This is a genomic window from Sporichthya brevicatena (assembly GCF_039525035.1).
Lineage (GTDB): Bacteria > Actinomycetota > Actinomycetes > Sporichthyales > Sporichthyaceae > Sporichthya > Sporichthya brevicatena.
Map to the genome: position 1 here is coordinate 40,687 of NZ_BAAAHE010000044.1, position 18,410 is coordinate 59,096.

Consider the following 18,410-nt stretch of genomic DNA (forward strand, 5'->3'; position numbering starts at 1 on the left):
CGGCGGCGTCAGGCCCGCGGGTGCGCTCGCTCATAGGAGGCCCTGAGTCTCTCGACGGATACGTGCGTGTAGATCTGGGTCGTGGTGAGCGTTGCGTGACCGAGCAACTCCTGCACGCTACGCAAATCTGCCCCGCCCGCAAGTAGGTGGGTGGCGGCACTGTGCCGAAGACCGTGCGGACCGAGGGCCGCCGCGCCGGCGACCTCCCCCAGGTACCGGGTCACCATCGTGCGGACCGCGCGCTGGTCGAGCCGACCGCCGCGCGCGCCGAGGAACAGCGCGGGACCCGAGGTCGAGGTCGCGAGCGCGGGCCGACCGCGGGTCAACCAGGCGTCCACGGCGTCCATCGCCGGACGCCCGAGCGGGACGCTGCGTTCCTTGTTGCCCTTGCCGACGGCGCGGACGAGGTGCCGGCTGCGGTCCAGGTCGTCGATGTCGAGGCCGACCAGCTCCCCCACCCGCAGGCCGGTCGCGTAGAGGACCTCGAGGACGGCGCGGTCGCGCAGGCCGACCGGACCGGACTCCGGGTCGGGGACGGCCATCAGCGTCGCGGCCTGGTCCTCGGTGAGCACGCCGGGCAGGGCGCGGCGGACCTTGGGGCTGGCCAGGCCGGCTCCCGGGTCGGTGCTCGCCCGGCCCGTGCGCAGGGCATGGGCGGTGAAGGCCCGGGCGGCCGCCGCGCGGCGCGCGAGCGTGGAGTCGGCATGGCGCGTGGTCCGTTCCAGCGCCAGCCAGCTGCGCAGGATCGGCAGTGTGATGCCGTCGGGATCCCGGACCCCGGAGCGGGCCGCGTGCCGCAGCAGGCGCGTCACGTCGCCGAGGTAGGCCCGGACGGTGTGGGCGGAGAACGCCCGTTCGTCCCGCAGGTAGGACTCGAAGCCCGCCAGCGCGTCGTCGAGCGCGGGCGGCAGCTGCTCAGGCGCAGGCGAGGGCGCGGGCGAGGGCGCATGCGCCGCGGCCGCAGCCACCCCCCGATCGCCCATACGGCCACGGTTCCGCCCCCGCGGGCGTGGTGCAAGCACCGGCGCGCCGAACGGGTGTGGAAGTCCCCACGCGCGGGTATGCCAGTCAGCCCCCTCGGCCCCGGCGCGTGGGCCGCCACCCGCCGTCGATGCGCTCGACCATTCCCAGGAGGGCGAGCTGCCCGAGCTCCGCGCTCGCGGCCGCCGGATCGAGCCCGCAACGCCGCGCCACCTCGTCGACCGCGACGGGCCGACGGGCGGGCAGGGCGCCGATGACCTCCGCCTGGCGGCGGGAGAGCGCGTCGTGCGGACGCTCCTCGGCGGTCCGGGCGGGCGCGAGGTCCGCCCCGATCCGGCCGAGGTCCTCGATCACCTCTCCCGCGCAGGTCACCGGGATCGCCCCGCGGGTGCGCAGCAGGTCGTTCGACCCGGCGGAGACGGTCGAGGTGACCGGCCCCGGCACCGCCAGCAGCGGCCGGTTCAGATCGGCGGCGTAGCGGGCGGTGCTCAGGGCCCCGCTGCGCATCGCGGCCTCCACGACCACCGTGCCCCGCGTCAGCGCGGCGATCAGCCGGTTGCGCGTGAGGAACCGGTGCCGCATCGGCACGGTCCCGAACCCGGACTCGCTGATCACGATCCCCTCCTCCGCGATCTGGTCGAGCAGCCGGGCGTGCGCGACGGGGTACGGCACGTCGAGGCCGCTCGCCAGGACGGCGACGGTCGGGCCGCCACCCGCGAGCGCCCCGCGATGAGCCGCGCCGTCGATGCCGAGCGCCGCGCCGGACACCACCGTCCAGCCGCGCTCGGAGAGCTCCGAGCCGAGGTCGGCGGCGACCCGGAGTCCGTAGGCCGATGCGGTGCGCGAGCCCACCACCGCCGCGGAGCGCAACAGCGCGGGACGCAACGCGACCGACCCCCGCAACCAGAGCGCGAGCGGGCGGCTGTCCCCCAGGTCGTCGAGCTGCGTCGGCCAGTCCGGGTCGCCGCGCGCGACGAGGACGGCGTCCAGCGCCGCCGCCCGACCCAACTGCTCGGCGCCGTCGACGGTCTCCAGACGCCGCCGCAGCGCCGCGGCGCCGGGGAATCCCCCGCACCCGGTGCGGACGCGGCGCACGAGTTCGACCGGCCCCCACCGGTCCAGCTCGGTCCCCAACCGGGCGTCGCCGGGTTCGGCGGCGGCGAGCAACGCGGCCAGCGCCTCCTGCCCCGGGCCCAGCGGCAGGTTCAACTGCGCGCTCACGCCCACCCTCCGCCCGCTCCGGCCCGCAGGGCGAGCGCCTGGCCGACCTCGTCGAGGCCGGGCCGCTCCCGGCCCGCCAGATCGGTCAGCGTCCACGCGAGACGCAGAACCTTCGCCAGGCCGCGGGCCGACAGCGCACCGCGGTCGAGCGCCGTCTCCACCAGCGCCATGGCGTCGGTCGCGGGCGCGAACCGCGTCCGCAGCGCGCGGGCCGACACCTGGGTGTTGAGCTCCCACGGGGTGTTCCGCAGCCGGTGGGCGGCTCGTTCCCGGGCCAGGGCCACGCGGTCGGCCACCACCTCCGTGCCCTCCCCGTCCGGGGCGTTCACGAGCTCGTGCCGGCTCGGCCGGTCGACCATCACCTGGATGTCGATGCGGTCGAGCAGCGGACCGGACAGCCGCGCCGCGTACCGGCGGCGGGCCTCCGACGAGCAGGTGCAGCTGCGCGGCCCCGACGGCGAGCCGCACGGGCACGGGTTGGCCGCCATCACGAGCAGGAAGTGGGCCGGGAAACGCGCCGTCACCCCGGACCGCGACAGGACCACCTCCCCGCTCTCCAGCGGCTGCCGGAGCGCGTCGAGGACCGACGGTTTGAACTCGGCCACCTCGTCGAGGAAGAGCACCCCGTGGTGCGCGACCGACGCCGCCCCGGGCCGCAGGTCCTTGGCCGCGCCACCGCCGACCATCGCCGCGAGCGAGGCGGAGTGGTGCGGCTGGCAGTACGGCGGCCGCTCGACGAGCGGCGCACCCGGGTGGAGCAGGCCCGCGACCGAGTGGATCTCGCTGACCTCGAGCGCCCGCCGCCCCTCCAACCGCGGCAGCAGCCCGGGCAAGCGGCTCGCGAGCATGGTCTTGCCCGAGCCGGGAGCGCCGTGCAGCAGCAGGTGATGACCGCCGGCCGCGGCGACCTCGAGCGCCCGCCGGGCCTCGGCCTGGCCACGGACGTCGATCAGGTCCAGCACCTCGGCCGGACCGGGAACCGCCGTCGGCTCGACTCCCGGGACCGGTGGCGCGTCCGGGATCTCCTCCCCCCGCAGGAACGCCAGCAGCTGCGCCAACGAACGGATCCCGATCACCTCGACGTCGTCGACCAGCGCGGCCTCCTCGGCGTTCGGCTCGGGCACCACCACCCGTTTGATGCCGCCCCGCACCGCGGCGGAGACCGCCGGCAACACCCCGCGCAGCGGGCGCAGCCCGCCGTCGAGACCCAGCTCCCCCAGCAGCACCCGGTCGGCCAGCCCCTCCGCCGGCACCTCGCCGAACGCCGCGAGCACGACGGCGGCCAGCGCGAGGTCGAAGCGCGATCCGCGCTTGGGCAGATCGGCCGGGGACATCGAGACCGTCACCTTGTGGTCCGGCCACGCCTCACCGCTGTTGAGCACCGCCGCCCGGACCCGGTCGCGGCTCTCGTTCAGGGCCGCGTCCGGCAGCCCGAGCAACGAGAACTTCGGCAACCCCGGCCCGATGTCGGCCTCGATGCTCACCAGCTGCCCGGTGACCCCGACCAGGGCGACCGACCACCCGCGGGCGAGCCCGCGCCTCACTGGACGCCCCGCAGGTGCTCGACGCGGGCGGCCCCGCGCCCCGACGCCCAGACCGCGACGACGTCCACGCGGATCTCCGGGACGTGCACCCCGGCCGCACGGACGTAGGTCGCCGCCAGCCGACGCAGCCGTTGCAGCTTCACCGGGGTGATTCCGGCGTAGGGCCCGCCGAACAGGTCGTCCCGCCGCGTCTTCACCTCGCACACGACGAGCGCCCCGCCGTCCCGCGCGACGATGTCGATCTCCCCCGCCGGGCAGCGCCAGTTCCGTTCCAGCACCACCAACCCGGCCTCGGTCAGGTACCGGGAGGCCACGTCCTCCCCGTACCGCCCCAACGCGTCCTTCGCCCGCACCGCGACCACCTCCGCCCGGCAGCTTCTGCCATGACGGAGCGTCAGATCTTGGGAGTGCCCGAATCTGTGGACAACGTGCGCCGTGTGCGGCCTGTGGACAACCGGGTCAGACCCGGGTGAGGACCCCACCGGCGGCGACGCGGAACTTGTAGGCCTTGCCGTCGATGCGGACCGTCAGGAGCTTCGCGCCCTTGCCGAGGTTCTTCACCGACGTCGTCACCTTCGCCGACTTCGCCGCCGGGACGATCACCGTCAGCATGCGCGCGGAGCGGCCCGTCGACGTCATCTCCACGACCGGGGCCTTGCGGGCCTGGAGGACCTGCTCCGAGACCCAGCCCTGGCGCGGCCGGGTGCGGCCGGTGACGACCTGGGTCTTGCCGCCGCCCCCGAGCCGGACCGGGATCAGCCAGAGTCGCGCGTCCACGCCGCCGCGCGGGGTCGCCTTGGCGACGCCCTTCGCCCCGCGCGAGACGTCCATGGTCGGGGCCAGGTGCCAGAGCTGCCGGAACGTGCGTGTCCGGTCCGCCGACCCGGTGCTGTCGTGGACGATCGCGATGTCCGGGCCCTGGGCGACCAGCACGTTGCGCGTACGGGAGAACCCGAAGGCCTGGTCGGTCATCGTGTACGACTGCCAGCGCTTGCGGAGGACCTGACGGGTGAGCGTCGTCGCGACGTCCCGGGCCTTCACCCCGGCAACCTCGAGCACGTTGTGTGCCGCGGGCGAGCGCAGGAACGAGCGCTGGGCGCCCGCCTTGTAGCCGTTGTGCCCGGAGTCGACGAGCATCGGAACACCACGCGCGAAGTAGGTCATCGACGTGTGGTCGAGGTGGCCGTGCACCTGCCGGGCCGGTCCGAACCGCAGGCTGTAGAACGACTCCTCCGCGAACGGACGCGCTGTGCCCCACCCGCTGCGCCCGAAGACGTAGCCCCGCTTGAACACCGAGACGAGCTTGGTCGGACGCGGGCCCTTGGCGCCCTTCGTCGCGGCGTACTGGATCGTCGTCCCCGGTTCGACCTCCGCCGGCCGCGCGAAGGTGTCACCGAGCTGGACGAGGTTGCCGTCCGGCTGGATGGCGGCGGTGACGAACGCCTCCGCCTTCGCGACGCGGTTCCGGATGACCTGGGGGACGGTGTCGCCGCAGGTGCGGAACGTCCGCATCACCTCGTGCCAGAGCTGATAGGTGAACTCGGCGTACCCGACCGCCTGCTCGTTGGTCGCGCCCTGGTTGTCGAGCGCCGGACCGAAGCGGTTGTCCTTGCTCTCGAAGGAGCCGACCAGGCGCGAGCGCCCGACGCGCCGTGCCTCGCGGTCCGACTCCAGGCAGCCGATGCGGTAGAGCGCGAGCGCCTCCATGGTTCCGTGGTTCCAGGCCCCGGACCAGTGCTTGCGCAGGAAGGCGGCGTGGTCGTCGATCGTCCGGTGCAGCCAGGCCGAGCCGCCCAGCGAGCGCTTCGCGCACAGCAGGAACGCGCTGCGCAGTGCCACCGCGGTCGGGTCGTCCCAGATGAAGCGCAGCTTGTTCTTCGCGTTCGGCGGGTTGTCCTTCACCCAGTCCTGAATGATCGCCTGCGCGTGCTCGCGGAAGCGCGACCGCTCGGCCGGGGTTCGTTCCGGGTTCAGCGACTCGTCGATCAGCGGCTCCACCCAGCGCAGGCTGCGGTAGCGCGACGCCCAGGACGGGTGGTCGAACGGGTCGATGGCCCAGTTGAAGTTGCCGTCCTTGCGCACGGCCACCGGACCGAACGGGGAGAGCTGCAGCGTCCCGCTCAGGATCCGGTCGGCGGCCCCGGGCTTGCTGTCGACGTCGTCCTCGCAGCCGAGCACGTCGGCGCCGAAGACGGTGACGGGGTCCTCCGCGAGGATGTTGACGGGCTTGTCGTCCGCCCTCGCCGGCTCGGTGACCGCGAGGCCTCCGAGCAGCGCGAGCGCCACCGTGCCGGCCACCGCTCCGCGCCGAAACCTCACTCCGTGCCCCCGTGCGTACCCCGAACGCCCCGTACGGGCGATATGCCCGTGGGGTCGGACGGCCCCGCCTCCAGCGTGGTTCCGTTCCGCGACGGTCTCCACCGGGAATCAGCCGAACGGGTGAGGCGCCGCTCAGAGCCGGGTCAGGGTCCCCTGCGCCCCGATCCGGAACCGGCGCGCGGTCCCGTCGACGGTGACGGTCAGGACCTTCGCACCCTTGCCGACGTTGCGGACCGCGGTCCGCACGACCGCGGTCGAGGACGTCGGGACGAAGACCGTGAGCATCCGCGCCGCGGTGGCCCGGCGGGTCATCGTGACGACCGGAGCCGGACGCCGCGTCAGTTCGTGGTCGGAGACCCAACCCTGGCGGGGGGAGGTCCGCCCGGTCACGACGGCGGTCCTCGGGCGGGCGCCGCCCAGGGCGACGGGGATCATCCAGAGCCGCGCGTCGGCGCCGCCCTTCGGCGTGGCGACCGCGACGCCCTTCGCCTTGCGGGTCACGGTCATGTCGGCACCGAGGTGCCAGAGCTGACGGAACGTCCGCTTCTTGCCGCGGGCGGCGGTCCGGTCGTACACCAGGGCGATGTCGGGCCCCTGCGCGACGAGCACGTTGCGCGTGCGGGGGAAGCCGTACGAACGGTCCGTCAGACCGAAGGTCTGCCAGTTGCCGCGTACGACCTTGCGCGTGAGCTTCGTGGTGACGTCGCGCTGCTTCACCCCGACGACCTCGAGCACGTTGTGCGCAGCCGCGGACTGCAGGAAGGCCCGCTGTGCGTCGGCCTTGTAGCCGGTGTGGCCGGAGTCGACGAGCATCGGGATGCCGCGGGCGAAGTAGGTGAAGGCGGTGTGGTCGACGTGCCCGTGCACCTGGCGCGGCGCCCCGAACCGCAGGCTGTAGAAGCTCTCCTGCTCGAACGGTCGCCGCTCGCCCCAGCCGCTGTGCCCGAACACGTAGCCGCGCTGGTACACCCACACGCGCTTGGTCGGCCGCGGCCCGGACTGCCCGCGGGACACCGCGTACTCGAGCGTCGTGCCGGCGGCGCTCTCCGCCGGGTCGGCGTAGGTGTCCCCGAGCTGCACCAGCGTCCCGTCCGGCTGCGTCGCCGCCGTCAGGAACTCGGGCAGCTTGGCCACCCGCTTCCGCAGGACGGCGGGGACCGGGTCCCCGCCGTCCTTCAGCAGCCGGATCGCCTCGTTCCAGAGCTGGTGCTGGTAGTCGGCGTAGCCGACGGACTGCTCGTTGGTGGCGCCCTGCGCGTCGAGGACCGGGCCGAGCGGCTGGTCGGCCGAGAACGAGCGGACCAGCCGCGCGCGACCTTCGCGACGGAACGCGCTGTCCTTCGTCCGGCAGCCGATGCGGTAGAGGGTGATCGCCTCCATGGTCCCGTGGTTCCAGGCCCCGGCCCACCGGCCGTGAAGGAAGCGTCCGTGCTCGGTGATCGCGCGGTCCAGCCACGCCGTGCCACCCAGGGCGTCCCGGGCGCAGAGCAGGAACGAGGCGCGCAGCGAGACGGCGGTCCCGGCGTCCCAGGTGAACCGGAGCGGCTTCTTACCGGTGCGCGGGTTGTCGCGCAGGAAGTCCCGGACCACGTTCTCCACGAACGCGCGGTAGCGGGCGCGGGTGACCGCGTCGACGGTCGGGTCCGCGACCCCGAGGATCAGCGGCCGCAACCAGCGCAGCGTCCGGTACCGGACCTCCCAGGACGGGTGCCGGTACGGGTTGATCGCCCAGTTGAGGTTGCCGTCGGTGGGGATCCGCACAGCGGGGTACGGCCCGATCGAGACGCTGCCCGCCACCAGCCGGTCGGCGGCGGCGCGGTTGAACGAGTCGCCTTTCTCGCAGCCCATGACGTCGTCCTCGACCGCGGCGACCCGGACCGGGTCGTCCTCGGCCTGCGCGGGTGCCCCCACGGCGATCCCACTCAGCAGCGCGGCCGTCACGGCAGCGGCCACCACCGCCACGGCTGTGCGCTTGACGAGCACGGACATCCCCCGGATCGCGCCCGGGCGTCCTTCCACCCCGCGCCTGTTGTCGGCGCGGGTTTGGACGCACGAGCGGGGTCCCGTGTTCCGGCGCGACGTCCCGCCGGACGAACTGTGGCCGGGCGGAGGACCACCGGGATCGGCCGAACGGATCAGCGCTGGTAAGAACTCAGCGCCGTTGCCGACTCAGCGCTGCTGCCGACTCAGCGCTGCTGCAACGCGTCGAGGGCGACACCCATCGCGATCGCGAGCCGGCGGTCGAGGCCGGGGACGTGGATCAGGACCAGATACCGGTCCCGGAGGGTGCGCTGGCGCTCGACGGTGAGGATCGGCTGCCCGTTCGCGTCGAAGTCGAAGTGGAACGGCAGCGGGATCAGGTCCTGCGCGCGGCGCAGGAGGGCGATCGGCATGCTGCGCTCCTGGCCGATCACGTCGGGCTGGCCGGGCTGCGAGAGCCGCCAGGTCGAGCGCAGGAGGGACTTCATCCCCTCCTTCTTGAACGTCCCGATCGGCGTCCCGTCCGCAGCGGTGACGTCGTAGGTCGCACCGAGGTCGACGACCGAACGGGCTTTGAAGCGGAACAGCGAGGTCTGTCCGTCGGGCAGCCGGAAGTCGACCTGCTCCTTGAACGCGAGCCGCTTCTGCTCGACGAAGCAGACCGGCTCCCCCGGGCTGAGCCCGTCGGACGCCGGCAACGAGACGTCGTAGCGGTTCACCAGCGCGGTGAAGCGCTGGGCGATGACGAAGCGCTCGGCAGCGGCGACGCGGTTGGGGTCCACGGGCGGGGTCACGGACGCGCTAGTCCTTCGGCAGTTCGAGCTCGGCCTTGGCGAGCTCCTCCACGTTGACGTCCTTGAAGGTGACCACCTTGACGTTCTTCACGAACCGGGCCGGGCGGTACATGTCCCAGACCCACGCGTCGGTCATCGACACCTCGAAGTAGGTCTCCCCGGCATCCGCGCGGACCTGCAGGTCGACGTGGTTGGTCAGGTAGAACCGGCGCTCGGTCTCGACGACGTAGGCGAAGAGCCCGACGACGTCGCGGTACTCCTTGTAGAGCTGGAGTTCCATCTCGGTCTCGTACTTCTCGAGATCCTCAGCGCTCATCGGTACTCCCCCTCCCCCATCTCCTCGGCGATCAGCGCATTGTCGTCGACGGCCCCGGCGCTCACCCGCAGGCCCGCCGCGGTCCGGACGTTCACGTACGAGAAGCGGTGGTGCGCGCAGGGGCCGTGGGCCGCGAGCGCCGCGTTGTGCTCGGCCGTGCAGTAGCCCTTGTGCTCGTCGAACCCGTACTGCGGGTACTGCTCGTGCAGCTCCGCCATCATCCGGTCGCGCGTCACCTTCGCGACCACGGACGCCGCGGCGATGCACGCCGCGACCCGGTCGCCCTTCCAGACCGCGAGACCGGGCACGCCGAGCCCGGCGACGGGGAACCCGTCGGTGAGCACGTAGCCGGCCGGCAGCGTCAGCTTGGCGAGGGCACGGCGCAGCGCCGCGACGTTGGACCGGTGCAGCCCGACGCGGTCGATCTCGTCCGGCGTAATGACGACGACGCTCACCGCGGCCGCCCGCCGCAGGACCTGGTCGTAGACCTTCTCGCGCGTCGCCGGCCGCAGCAGCTTCGAGTCGGCCAGGCCCGGCACCTCGCCGCGCTTGCCCTCGGGCAGGATCACGGCCGCCGCGACCAGCGGGCCCGCGCAGGCACCCCGGCCGGCCTCGTCGGCACCGGCGACCGGCGCGAGGCCGCACCGGGCCAGCGCGCGTTCGTAGCCGTAGAGCCCGGAGTCCCTCCGGACCGCGGTTCCTCGCGGGAGCACGATCAGCTCCCGCCCCGGCTTCCGTCCGCCACCTCCGGCACGGACGCCACCGGCACGAGCACCGCCGGGCGGCGGCGCCGGGCCAGCGCCAGCGGGCCGAGCACCGCGAGGCCGACGGCCGAGGTGGCGAGGCCGGCGTCGTCGATCTCGGGTCGCTTGAACGTCGCGGGAACGGTCAGCACGTCCCACCGGGAGATCGGCCAGACCAGGACGAAGGCGCGACCGACGACGTTCTCGCTCGGGATCGTGCCGTTGCCGGGGCCGTCCATGTGCGAGCGCGAATCGGCGGAGTCCGAGCGGTGGTCGCCCATCACCCACAGGCGGTTCGGCGGCACCGTCACCGAGAACTCCCGGTCCGACGGCCGGTCGCCCGGATACAGGTACGGCTCGTCGAGCGGCACGCCGTTGACGGTGACCCGGCCCTCGGAGTCGCAGCAGGCGACCTTGTCGCCCGGGACGCCGATGACGCGCTTGATGAGGTCCTTCTCGCTCTGCGAGGGCAGGAGCCCGACGAACGAGAACACGTCCTTGAGCCCGCGCACGATCGGGTTGCCCGTGGTGTCGTCCTGGTCCGAGTCCAGCCAGCCACCCGGGTCCTTGAAGACGACGACCTGGCCGCGCTTCACGTCCCCGCCGAAGCGGTCGGCGAACTTGTTCACCAGGACGCGGTCGCCGGTGAGCAGCGTGTTCTCCATCGACTCCGACGGGATGAAGAACGCCTGCACCAGGAACGTCTTCACCAGCAGCGCGATGCCGAGCGCGACGGCGACGAGGATCGGGATCTCCCGCAGCCACGCGGACGCGCTGCCCACCTCGGGGCCGTGCTCGACCGGCTCCGGCAGGGGCTCCTCCGGGGTGCGGCGCACCGTCCGGCGTTGCGTGGGCCGACGCGGCATGTCGTCGCCCGGCTGCGGCGCCGGGAGAGGCGGCGGCGGCACCGCGTAGCGCGAGGCCGGCGGCGGGTCCGGCGGCGCCGTGTACTCCGGCGGCGAGTACTGCGCGGGCGGTGCGACCGGGGGCGGTGCGGCCGGGGGCGTCATCGGAGCCGGGACCACCGGCGGCAGGGCCGTCGGGGGAACGTTCGGCGGGGGCAGGTTCGGCACCGGCGGGATCGGGACGTACTCGGTGTTCGGGTCACCGGCTCCGAAGATGCTGGGCGCGGGCGTACCGCGCTCCGGCCCCGGAGTGGTGGGGTCGGTGCCAGGGTTCGGGTGCTCGCCCCCGTCAGGCGGCGTCGACGTCATGGATCAATCGCCCCACCCGGCGCCGGCGGACGAACGCCAGCGGGACCAGCGTGACGAGCCCGAGCGAGGAGACCGCCACCGCGGCGTCGTCGAGCTCCTTGCGCTTGAACGTGTCCGGCACCCCGAGGGTCGACCAGCGGTCGAGCGGCCAGACCAGGACGAACGCGCGGCCGACCACGTTGTCCGCGGGGATCGTGCCGTTGCCCGGGTCGGACATGTGGACGCGCGAGTCGGCGGACAGCGAGCGGTGGTCGCCCATCACCCAGAGCCGGTTCGGCGGGACCGTCACGCTGAACTGACGGTCCGACGGTTTGTCGCCCGGATAGACGTACGGTTCGTCGATCGGGATGCCGTTGACGGTGATCTTTCCGTTCGTGCAACAGGCGACCTTGTCGCCGGGCACGCCGATCACCCGTTTGATCAGGTCCTTCTCGCTGCTGGAGGGCAGCAGGCCGACGAAGACGAAGACGTCCTTGATGCCCTTGACGATCGGGTTGCCGCCCTCGTCGTCCGCGCCGGCGGGCAGCCAGCCGCCCGGGTCGCGGAACACGACGACCTCGCCCCGCTTCACGTCGCCGAAGTGCGACGCGAACTTGTTCACGAGGACCCGGTCCCCCTGCAGCAGCGTGTTCTCCATCGAGTCCGACGGGATGAAGAACGCCTGGACGAGGAACGTCTTGATGAGCAGGGCGAGCGCCAGCGCCACGAAGACCAGGATCGGCAGCTCGCGCATCAGGCTGGAGGACTGCCCGACGCGGCGGCCGGCGGTCGGCTCCGTGCCGTCGTCGGCGGCGTCCCCGGCGCGGCGCGCGACCCGGCTCGGCGGCGGCGGGAGCGCGTCGGCGTCGTTCGCCGCAGCGCCGTCGACCCCCTCGGCCGTACCGTCGGTCGGCGCGGCGCTCGTGGGCTCCACGCCCTCGACCGGCTCGTTCCCGCCCGGACGGCCGGTCGGGTCGCCGGGCCTGCCCGGATCGACCGGCTCAGTCACCGGCGGCCCCTCCATTCGTCAGCCTTTCGAAGCTCTCGGGGATGGGTAACCACCCCGCCCGGCCGAGAGGCCAGACGATCGCCACGGCGCGTCCCACGATCTTGTCGATGGGAACAGTACCGCCGCCGGGGTCCGCAAGGTGGGCACGTGAGTCAGCGGAGCGGCTCCGATGGTCACCCATCACCCAGACGCGCCCGGGAGGAACCAGGACATCGAACTTGTCCCGGGACGGAAGGTCCATCGGGAACAGGTAGGGCTCGTCGAGCGAAATGCCGTTGATCGTGAGCCGGCCCTGCGGGTCGCAGCAGGCGACGCGGTCCCCCGGAAGGCCGATCACTCGCTTGACGTAGTCGTCCTGGCCGTTGTTCAGGCCCAGCGCGCCGAGGACGCGGCCGACGAGGCCCGGTTCGTCGCGGGCGGGGACGAAGCTGCCCGCGCCGTCGAACACGATCACCTGGCCGCGCTGCACCGACCCGACGTCGTAGGACAGCTTGTTGACCAGGACCCGGTCGCCGACGTGCAGCGTGGGCTCCATCGACACCGACGGGATCGAGAAGGCCTGGAACAGGAAGCCCCGGACCGTCGTCATCAGCACCAGCAGGCCGACCACGACCGCGGCCTGGACACGGCGGAGGTGCCGCCGGCGGGCCGCCCGCAGCTCGGCGCGCCCGAGCGCGGACTCCGCCTCGGGCACCCGGGCTCGCCGGGACGACCGTCCCGAGGCCGGAGCACGGCGCGGCGGAGCGGCCCGGCGGTGCGAGGTGGGACGGCGGCGGACCGCGGTCAGCGTCGCGTCCACGTCGGAGTCCACAGCTGCGTCCACGTCAGCGTCCGCCGGTCGGACGTCGTCGCGGTCGGTGTCCATGTCCGGTCGAGGGTATCCGCGCGACCTTGGCACCCCGGCCGATCCGACGCCGATCGGCCGGTGGTGCCGGAGCTGCGGGGCCGGAGCTGCGGGGCCGGACTACTTGGCCGGAACGGCGTCGCGCTTCTCCTTGATCTTCGCGGCCTTGCCACGCAGATCGCGGAGGTAGTACAGCTTCGCGCGCCGGACGTCACCGCGGGTGACGACCTCGATCTTGTCGATCGACGGGGTGTTGACCGGGAACGTGCGCTCGACACCGACGCCGAAGCTGACCTTGCGGACGGTGAAGGTCTCGCGCAGGCCACTGCCCTGGCGGCGGATCACGACGCCCTGGAACACCTGGATGCGGGACCGGTTGCCCTCGACGACCCGGACGGACACCTTCAGGGTGTCACCGGGACGGAAGTCGGGGATGTCGGAGCGCAGGTAGGCGGCATCAACGGCATCGAGCGTGTGCATGATCGGTCGCTTCCTTCGGCCAGCAGGCGTACAGATCGCCCGCGGCGGGGCGTGAAAATCCAGCGGTCAGTCTGACACACCCGGGGGCGTCGGACGAAACCGGCCGTCCTCCCCCGGTTCCCAGCCCGTCTCCGCGAGCGTGGCGAGGTCGGTGCGGTCGAGGGTGGCCGGGTCCAGCGCCCGGATCAGATCGGGCCGGACCGCGGCCGTCCGGCGCAACGCCTGGTCGCGGCGCCACCGCGCGATGCGCCCGTGGTCGCCCGAGCGCAGGATCTCCGGGACGTCCAGGCCGCGCCACGCCGGCGGCTTGGTGAACACGGGGTACTCCAGCAGCCCGCCCGTGTGGGACTCCTCGGTCAGCGACGCCGGATTGCCCAGCACGCCGGGCAGGAGCCGGGCCACCGCCTCCACGATCACCAGGACGGCGACCTCACCGCCCGCGAGGACGTAGTCCCCGAGCGAGACCTCGTCGACGGCGTCGATCTCGGCCCGGGCCGCCGCGTGCGCCGCCACGCGGGCGTCGATGCCCTCGTACCGGCCGCAGGCGAACACCAGCCACGGCAGGGCGGCGTAGGACTCGGCCAACTCCTGCGTGAACGGCCGGCCCCCCGGGGTCGGGACCACCAGCCGCGCCCGGGCGCCGGGCGGGCCGCCCGCCAGCACCGCGTCGAGGGCCTCCCCCCACGGCTCGGGCTTCATCACCATGCCGGCGCCGCCGCCGTACGGCGTGTCGTCGACGGTGCGGTGCACGTCGTGCGTCCAGTCCCGCAGGTCGTGGGCGACGACGTCGAGCAGGCCGCTCGTGCGCGCCCGCCCGACGATCGAGAGGTCCAGCGGGGCCAGGTACTCGGGGAAGATCCCGATCACGTCGACGCGCATCAGCCCTCCGGCGCGTCGGCGAACAGCCCGGGGGGCGGGGTCACGCGGACGCGCTTCGCCGCGAGATCGACCTCGGGGACGATCTCGTGGACGAACGGGACCAGCACCTCGCGGCCGTCCGGGGTGCGGACGGCCAGGAGCTCCTGCGACGGCAGGTGGAGCACGTCGGTGACGGTGCCCAGGTCGGTCCCGGCAGCGTCGACGACACCCAGCCCGACGAGCTGGTGGTCGTAGAAGTCCTCGGGGTCCTCGGGCGTCTCGTCGTCCGGGATCTCCACGACGAGCCGGACGTTCCGCAGCGCCTCGGCCGCGGTGCGGTCCGCAACGCCGGCGAAGGTGAGCAGCAGGCGACCACTGTGCCAGCGGGCGCCGGTGATCTCGAGCGGACCCGCGGACTCCGGGTCGGTCAACAGCGAACTCCCCGGTGCGAAACGCAGTTCCGGGGAGTCGGTGCGGACCTCGACGGTGAGCTCACCGCGCACGCCGTGCGGGCGCCCGATGCGCCCGACGACGAGCTGCATCGCTTACCGACCGCGCTGATCGACCAGATCGACGCGGATGTTGCGGCCGCCGAGGGCGGAGATGACGGTGCGCAGCGCGGTCGCGGTGCGACCGGAGCGGCCGATCACCTTGCCGAGGTCGTCGGGGTGGACCCGGACCTCGAGGACCTTGCCGTTGCGCTGGTTGCGCTCGCGGACGCGGACGTCGTCGGGGTGCTCGACGATGCCGCGCACGAGGTGGTCGAGGGCGTCCTCGAGCACCGTCAGCTCTCCTCGGTGGCCGGTGCCTCGGCGGCGGGCGCCTCGGCCGCGGGCGCCTCGGCGGCGGCCTCGGCCGGGGCCGACTCGGCCTTCTCGGCCTTCGCGCCGGCGTTCGCGTCCAGGCCGGTGGCGACGAACTCGTTGCCCGCCTGCTTGTCGACCTTCTCGGCGACCTTCAGCGTGCCCTCGGCGCCCGGCAGGCCCTTGAACTTCTGCCAGTCGCCGGTGATCTTGAACAGCGCGAGGACGGCCTCGGTGGGCTGCGCGCCGACCTTCAGCCAGTGCTGCGCACGCTCGGAGTCGATCTCGATGACCGAGGGCTCGTAGGTCGGGTGGTACTTCCCGATCTCCTCGATGGCGCGACCGTCCCGCTTGGTCCGGGAGTCCGCGACGACGACGCGGTAGTGCGGGGAGCGGATCTTGCCCATCCGCTTGAGCTTGATCTTGACGGCCACGAGCCTGGTCTCTCCTGAGGTCATCGAATGCAGCGGCCGATTATGCCACCTGAGGCACGTTCGGCCGAATCGGGCGGTCCCCCGACCGGAATCGGGGTGGGGTCAGGCGATCACACGGCCCCGGAGGACGATCCGGGAGGGGGCGGCGAGCGTGGCCAGGTCGGCCCGCGGGTCCGCGGCGAAGATCACCAGGTCGGCGGGGTCGCCCTCGGCCAGTCCGGGGCGCCCGAGGAACTCCCGGGCGCGCCAGGAGGCACCCCCGAGCACGTAGTCCAGCGGCAGCCCGGCCCGCGTGAGCGTGGCGATCTCGTCGACGATCCGGCCGTGGGCGATCACGCCGCCGGCGTCGGTCCCGACGAAGATCGGCACGCCCGCCTCGTAGGCGGCGGCGATCCGGGCGGGCGCGGTCTCCCACAGCCGGCGCATGTGGTCGGCGTAGGCCGGGAACTTCGCCTGCCCGGAGTCGGCGATGCCCGGGAAGTTCTCGACGACGTTGAGCAGCGTCGGGACCAGCGCCGTCCCGGCGGCGGCCATGCGCGCAGTGAGCTCGTCGTCGAGGCCGGTGCCGTGCTCGATGCAGTCGAAGCCGGCCTCCAGCGCCTCGGCGAGCGCCGCCCGACCGAACACGTGGGTGGTCGCGCGCGCCCCGGCGGCGTGGGCGGCAGCGACGGCGTCGGTCAGCGCCGCCACGGGCCAGAGCGGGGTGAGGTCGCCGGCGTCGCGGTCGATCCAGTCCCCCACGATCTTCACCCAGCCGTCGCCCCGCGTCGCCTGCTCGGCGACGGCGGCGGGCAGCTCGGGCGGCTCGACGTCGACGCTGACGTCCCGCATGTAGCGCTTGGGACGGGCGACATGGCGCCCGGCGCGGACGATCCGCGGCAAATCCTCGCGGTCGTCGATCCACCGCGTGTCCGCGGGCGTCCCGCAGTCGCGGGCGAGCAGGACGCCCGAGTCGCGGTCCCGGACCGCCTGGGCCTCGGTGGCCTCGCGGTCGGTCTCGCCGCTCGCGGCCAGGCCGATGTGGCAGTGCATGTCGACCAGGCCGGGCGTGATCCAGCCCGTCCCGATCGTGACCGCGTCCGGCACCGGTTCGTAGGTGACGACGCCGTCGACGATCCAGAGGTCGACGTCGGTCTCGTCGGGCAGGCGGACGCCCCGGACGTGCAGCGCTTCACTCACGACCGCGCGCTCACTTCGCGTCGGGCGGCAGCAGGCCCTTGAGCTCGGCCGGCAGCTCGAAGTTCGCCGGGTCGAACGCGGCCTCCGCGCCGGCGGCGGCGCGCGCCTCGGCCGCGGCCTCCTCCTGCGCCCGCTTCGCGGGGTTGCCGGAGCGCTGCTTGCCCTTGGACTTGCCGGGCCGCGTCTGCTGCGCCTTGCCGCGGGACTTCTTGCCGCCGCCCCCGAGACCGGGGAAGCCGCCCATGCCGGGCATGCCGCCCTTCATCCCGCCGAGGCCGCCGGCCATCTGCTTCATGACCTTGCGGGCCTCGAAGAAACGGTCGACCAGTTGGTTGATCTCGCCGACCTCGACGCCGGAGCCCTTCGCGATGCGGGCGCGGCGCGAGCCGTTGATGATCTTCGGGTCCTCGCGCTCCGCGGGCGTCATGCCGTTGATGATCGCGACGACGCGGTCGAGTTCCTTGTCGTCGATCGAGTCGATCTGGTCCTTCATCTCCCCCATGCCGGGGAGCATCTTCAGGATCTTGCCGAGCGAGCCCATCTTCCGGACCTGCAGCATCTGCTGCTTGAAGTCCTCGAGCGTGAACTCGTTGCCCTTCCCGCCCTTGAGCAGCTTCTCGGCCATCTTGGCCGTCTGCTCGGCCTCGAAGTGCTGCTCGGCCTGCTCGATGAGGGTGAGGACGTCACCCATGCCGAGGATGCGCGACGCCATCCGGTCGGGGTGGAAGGCGTCGAAGTCGTCGAGCTTCTCGCCGTTGCTGGCGAACATGATCTGACGACCGGTCACCTTCGCGACCGAGAGCGCCGCACCACCGCGGGCGTCACCGTCGAGCTTGGTGAGGACGACGCCGTCGAACCCGACGCCGTCGAGGAAGGCCTGGGCGGTCGTGACCGCGTCCTGACCGATCATCGCGTCGACGACGAAGAGGATCTCGTCGGGCGAGACCGCGTCGCGGATGTCCGCGGCCTGCTGCATCATCTCGGCGTCGACACCGAGGCGGCCGGCGGTGTCGACGATGACGATGTCGTGCTGGCGGCGGCGGGCCTCCTCGATGGAGTCCTTCGCGACCTTGACCGGGTCACCCACGCCGCTGCCCGGCTCGGGGGCGTAGACGACGACGCCGGCACGCTCGCCGACGACCTGCAGCTGCTGGACCGCGTTCGGGCGCTGGAGGTCCGCGGCGACGAGCATCGGCTGGTGGCCGTTCTTCGCCAGCCACTTCGCGAGCTTGCCCGCGAGCGTCGTCTTACCGGCGCCCTGCAGACCGCAGAGCATGATCACGGTCGGCGCGGTCTTCGCGAACCGCAGTCGGCGGGTCTCCCCGCCGAGGATCGTGACCAGTTCCTCGTTGACGATCTTGATGACCTGCTGCGCCGGGTTCAGCGCCTGGCTGACCTCCGCCCCGCGGGCCCGCTCACGGACCGAGGCGATGAAGTCCTTGACCACGGGCAGCGCGACGTCCGCCTCGAGCAGGGCGATCCGGATCTCGCGCGCGGTGGCGTCGATGTCGGCGTCGGAGAGCCGGCCCTTGCCGCGCAGGTTCTTGAACGTCGCTGCGAGGCGGTCGGAAAGAGTGTCGAACACGAGAAACGGATCCTCTTCTGAGCTGGCTCGGGGCTCCCCCCAGCCTATGTCCTGCGGGATGACGTCCCTGGTGGACGCGTGTCAGCCCGTCTGCGGGCTGACACCGGGGGCCTGCGGGACGTCATCC

Annotated in this window: 19 protein-coding genes; all 19 read right to left on the reverse strand. The window is 73.0% G+C overall.

What is annotated here, in order from left to right; translation table 11 throughout:
• Positions 1-8: 8 nt before the first annotated feature.
• Positions 9-983, reverse strand: a complete 975-nt coding sequence (locus ABD401_RS20145) for a tyrosine recombinase XerC (RefSeq protein WP_344608080.1) — start codon at positions 981-983, stop codon at positions 9-11.
• A gap of 85 nt (positions 984-1,068) precedes the next feature.
• A complete protein-coding gene (dprA, locus tag ABD401_RS20150; protein ID WP_344608082.1) occupies positions 1,069-2,202 on the reverse strand; it encodes a DNA-processing protein DprA in 1,134 nt (377 codons plus the stop codon).
• Positions 2,199-3,746 (reverse strand): YifB family Mg chelatase-like AAA ATPase, encoded by a 1,548-nt coding sequence (locus ABD401_RS20155; protein ID WP_344608084.1) that lies wholly within the window; start codon positions 3,744-3,746, stop codon positions 2,199-2,201. The genes dprA and ABD401_RS20155 overlap by 4 nt, the downstream gene beginning before the upstream one ends.
• Complete coding sequence (locus ABD401_RS20160; protein ID WP_344608086.1) at positions 3,743-4,099, reverse strand: YraN family protein; 357 nt, start codon at positions 4,097-4,099, stop codon at positions 3,743-3,745. The genes ABD401_RS20155 and ABD401_RS20160 overlap by 4 nt, the downstream gene beginning before the upstream one ends.
• A gap of 106 nt (positions 4,100-4,205) precedes the next feature.
• A complete protein-coding gene (locus tag ABD401_RS20165; protein WP_344608088.1) occupies positions 4,206-6,065 on the reverse strand; it encodes a heparinase II/III domain-containing protein in 1,860 nt (619 codons plus the stop codon).
• Between the two features lie 132 nt (positions 6,066-6,197).
• Positions 6,198-8,054, reverse strand: coding sequence for a heparinase II/III domain-containing protein (locus tag ABD401_RS20170; RefSeq protein ID WP_344608090.1), 1,857 nt, complete (start codon positions 8,052-8,054; stop codon positions 6,198-6,200).
• Positions 8,055-8,251: 197 nt separating this feature from the next.
• Positions 8,252-8,827 carry an LURP-one-related family protein gene (locus ABD401_RS20175; RefSeq protein ID WP_344608427.1) on the reverse strand — a complete coding sequence of 192 codons (576 nt, stop codon included), beginning with the start codon at positions 8,825-8,827 and terminating at the stop codon, positions 8,252-8,254.
• 19 nt (positions 8,828-8,846) lie between these two features.
• On the reverse strand, positions 8,847-9,155 hold the full coding sequence (locus tag ABD401_RS20180; protein WP_019876440.1) for a DUF2469 domain-containing protein: 309 nt from the start codon (positions 9,153-9,155) through the stop codon (positions 8,847-8,849).
• Positions 9,152-9,868, reverse strand: coding sequence for a ribonuclease HII (locus ABD401_RS20185; protein ID WP_425566207.1), 717 nt, complete (start codon positions 9,866-9,868; stop codon positions 9,152-9,154). The genes ABD401_RS20180 and ABD401_RS20185 overlap by 4 nt, the downstream gene beginning before the upstream one ends.
• 2 nt (positions 9,869-9,870) lie before the next feature.
• Positions 9,871-11,112: a signal peptidase I gene (gene lepB, locus ABD401_RS20190; protein ID WP_344608100.1), complete on the reverse strand. Its 1,242-nt coding sequence runs from the start codon at positions 11,110-11,112 to the stop codon at positions 9,871-9,873.
• Positions 11,093-12,100: a signal peptidase I gene (lepB, locus tag ABD401_RS20195; RefSeq protein ID WP_344608102.1), complete on the reverse strand. Its 1,008-nt coding sequence runs from the start codon at positions 12,098-12,100 to the stop codon at positions 11,093-11,095. The genes lepB (ABD401_RS20190) and lepB (ABD401_RS20195) overlap by 20 nt, the downstream gene beginning before the upstream one ends.
• Entirely contained in the window at positions 12,093-12,965 is an 873-nt protein-coding gene (gene lepB, locus ABD401_RS20200) for a signal peptidase I (protein ID WP_344608104.1), read from the reverse strand. Before lepB (ABD401_RS20200) ends, lepB (ABD401_RS20195) begins: the two co-directional genes overlap by 8 nt.
• A 99-nt stretch (positions 12,966-13,064) precedes the next feature.
• Positions 13,065-13,424, reverse strand: coding sequence for a 50S ribosomal protein L19 (gene rplS, locus ABD401_RS20205; RefSeq protein ID WP_344608106.1), 360 nt, complete (start codon positions 13,422-13,424; stop codon positions 13,065-13,067).
• 66 nt (positions 13,425-13,490) lie between these two features.
• On the reverse strand, positions 13,491-14,303 hold the full coding sequence (gene trmD / locus ABD401_RS20210; protein WP_344608108.1) for a tRNA (guanosine(37)-N1)-methyltransferase TrmD: 813 nt from the start codon (positions 14,301-14,303) through the stop codon (positions 13,491-13,493).
• On the reverse strand, positions 14,303-14,824 hold the full coding sequence (gene rimM, locus ABD401_RS20215) for a ribosome maturation factor RimM (protein WP_344608110.1): 522 nt from the start codon (positions 14,822-14,824) through the stop codon (positions 14,303-14,305). Before rimM ends, trmD begins: the two co-directional genes overlap by 1 nt.
• A gap of 3 nt (positions 14,825-14,827) precedes the next feature.
• On the reverse strand, positions 14,828-15,064 hold the full coding sequence (locus ABD401_RS20220; RefSeq protein ID WP_019876431.1) for an RNA-binding protein: 237 nt from the start codon (positions 15,062-15,064) through the stop codon (positions 14,828-14,830).
• Between the two features lie 2 nt (positions 15,065-15,066).
• A complete protein-coding gene (rpsP, locus tag ABD401_RS20225) occupies positions 15,067-15,519 on the reverse strand; it encodes a 30S ribosomal protein S16 (RefSeq protein WP_344608112.1) in 453 nt (150 codons plus the stop codon).
• Between the two features lie 102 nt (positions 15,520-15,621).
• Positions 15,622-16,698: an amidohydrolase family protein gene (locus ABD401_RS20230; protein WP_344608114.1), complete on the reverse strand. Its 1,077-nt coding sequence runs from the start codon at positions 16,696-16,698 to the stop codon at positions 15,622-15,624.
• Positions 16,699-16,708: 10 nt separating this feature from the next.
• The gene (gene ffh / locus ABD401_RS20235; RefSeq protein WP_344608116.1) at positions 16,709-18,283 is read right to left on the reverse strand and encodes a signal recognition particle protein; all 1,575 of its coding nucleotides are present in this window, start codon (positions 18,281-18,283) and stop codon (positions 16,709-16,711) included.
• Between the last annotated feature and the right edge of the window lie 127 nt (positions 18,284-18,410).

Bases quoted from the DNA above. Each gene is read 5' to 3' on its own strand.
- lepB (WP_344608100.1), bottom strand. From the start codon at position 11,112: ATGACGTCGACGCCGCCTGACGGGGGCGAGCACCCGAACCCTGGCACC.
- ABD401_RS20180 (WP_019876440.1), bottom strand. From the start codon at position 9,155: ATGAGCGCTGAGGATCTCGAGAAGTACGAGACCGAGATGGAACTCCAG.
- rimM (WP_344608110.1), bottom strand. From the start codon at position 14,824: ATGCAGCTCGTCGTCGGGCGCATCGGGCGCCCGCACGGCGTGCGCGGT.
- lepB (WP_344608104.1), bottom strand. From the start codon at position 12,965: ATGGACACCGACCGCGACGACGTCCGACCGGCGGACGCTGACGTGGAC.
- ABD401_RS20145 (WP_344608080.1), bottom strand. From the start codon at position 983: ATGGGCGATCGGGGGGTGGCTGCGGCCGCGGCGCATGCGCCCTCGCCC.
- rplS (WP_344608106.1), bottom strand. From the start codon at position 13,424: ATGCACACGCTCGATGCCGTTGATGCCGCCTACCTGCGCTCCGACATC.
- trmD (WP_344608108.1), bottom strand. From the start codon at position 14,303: ATGCGCGTCGACGTGATCGGGATCTTCCCCGAGTACCTGGCCCCGCTG.
- ABD401_RS20170 (WP_344608090.1), bottom strand. From the start codon at position 8,054: ATGTCCGTGCTCGTCAAGCGCACAGCCGTGGCGGTGGTGGCCGCTGCC.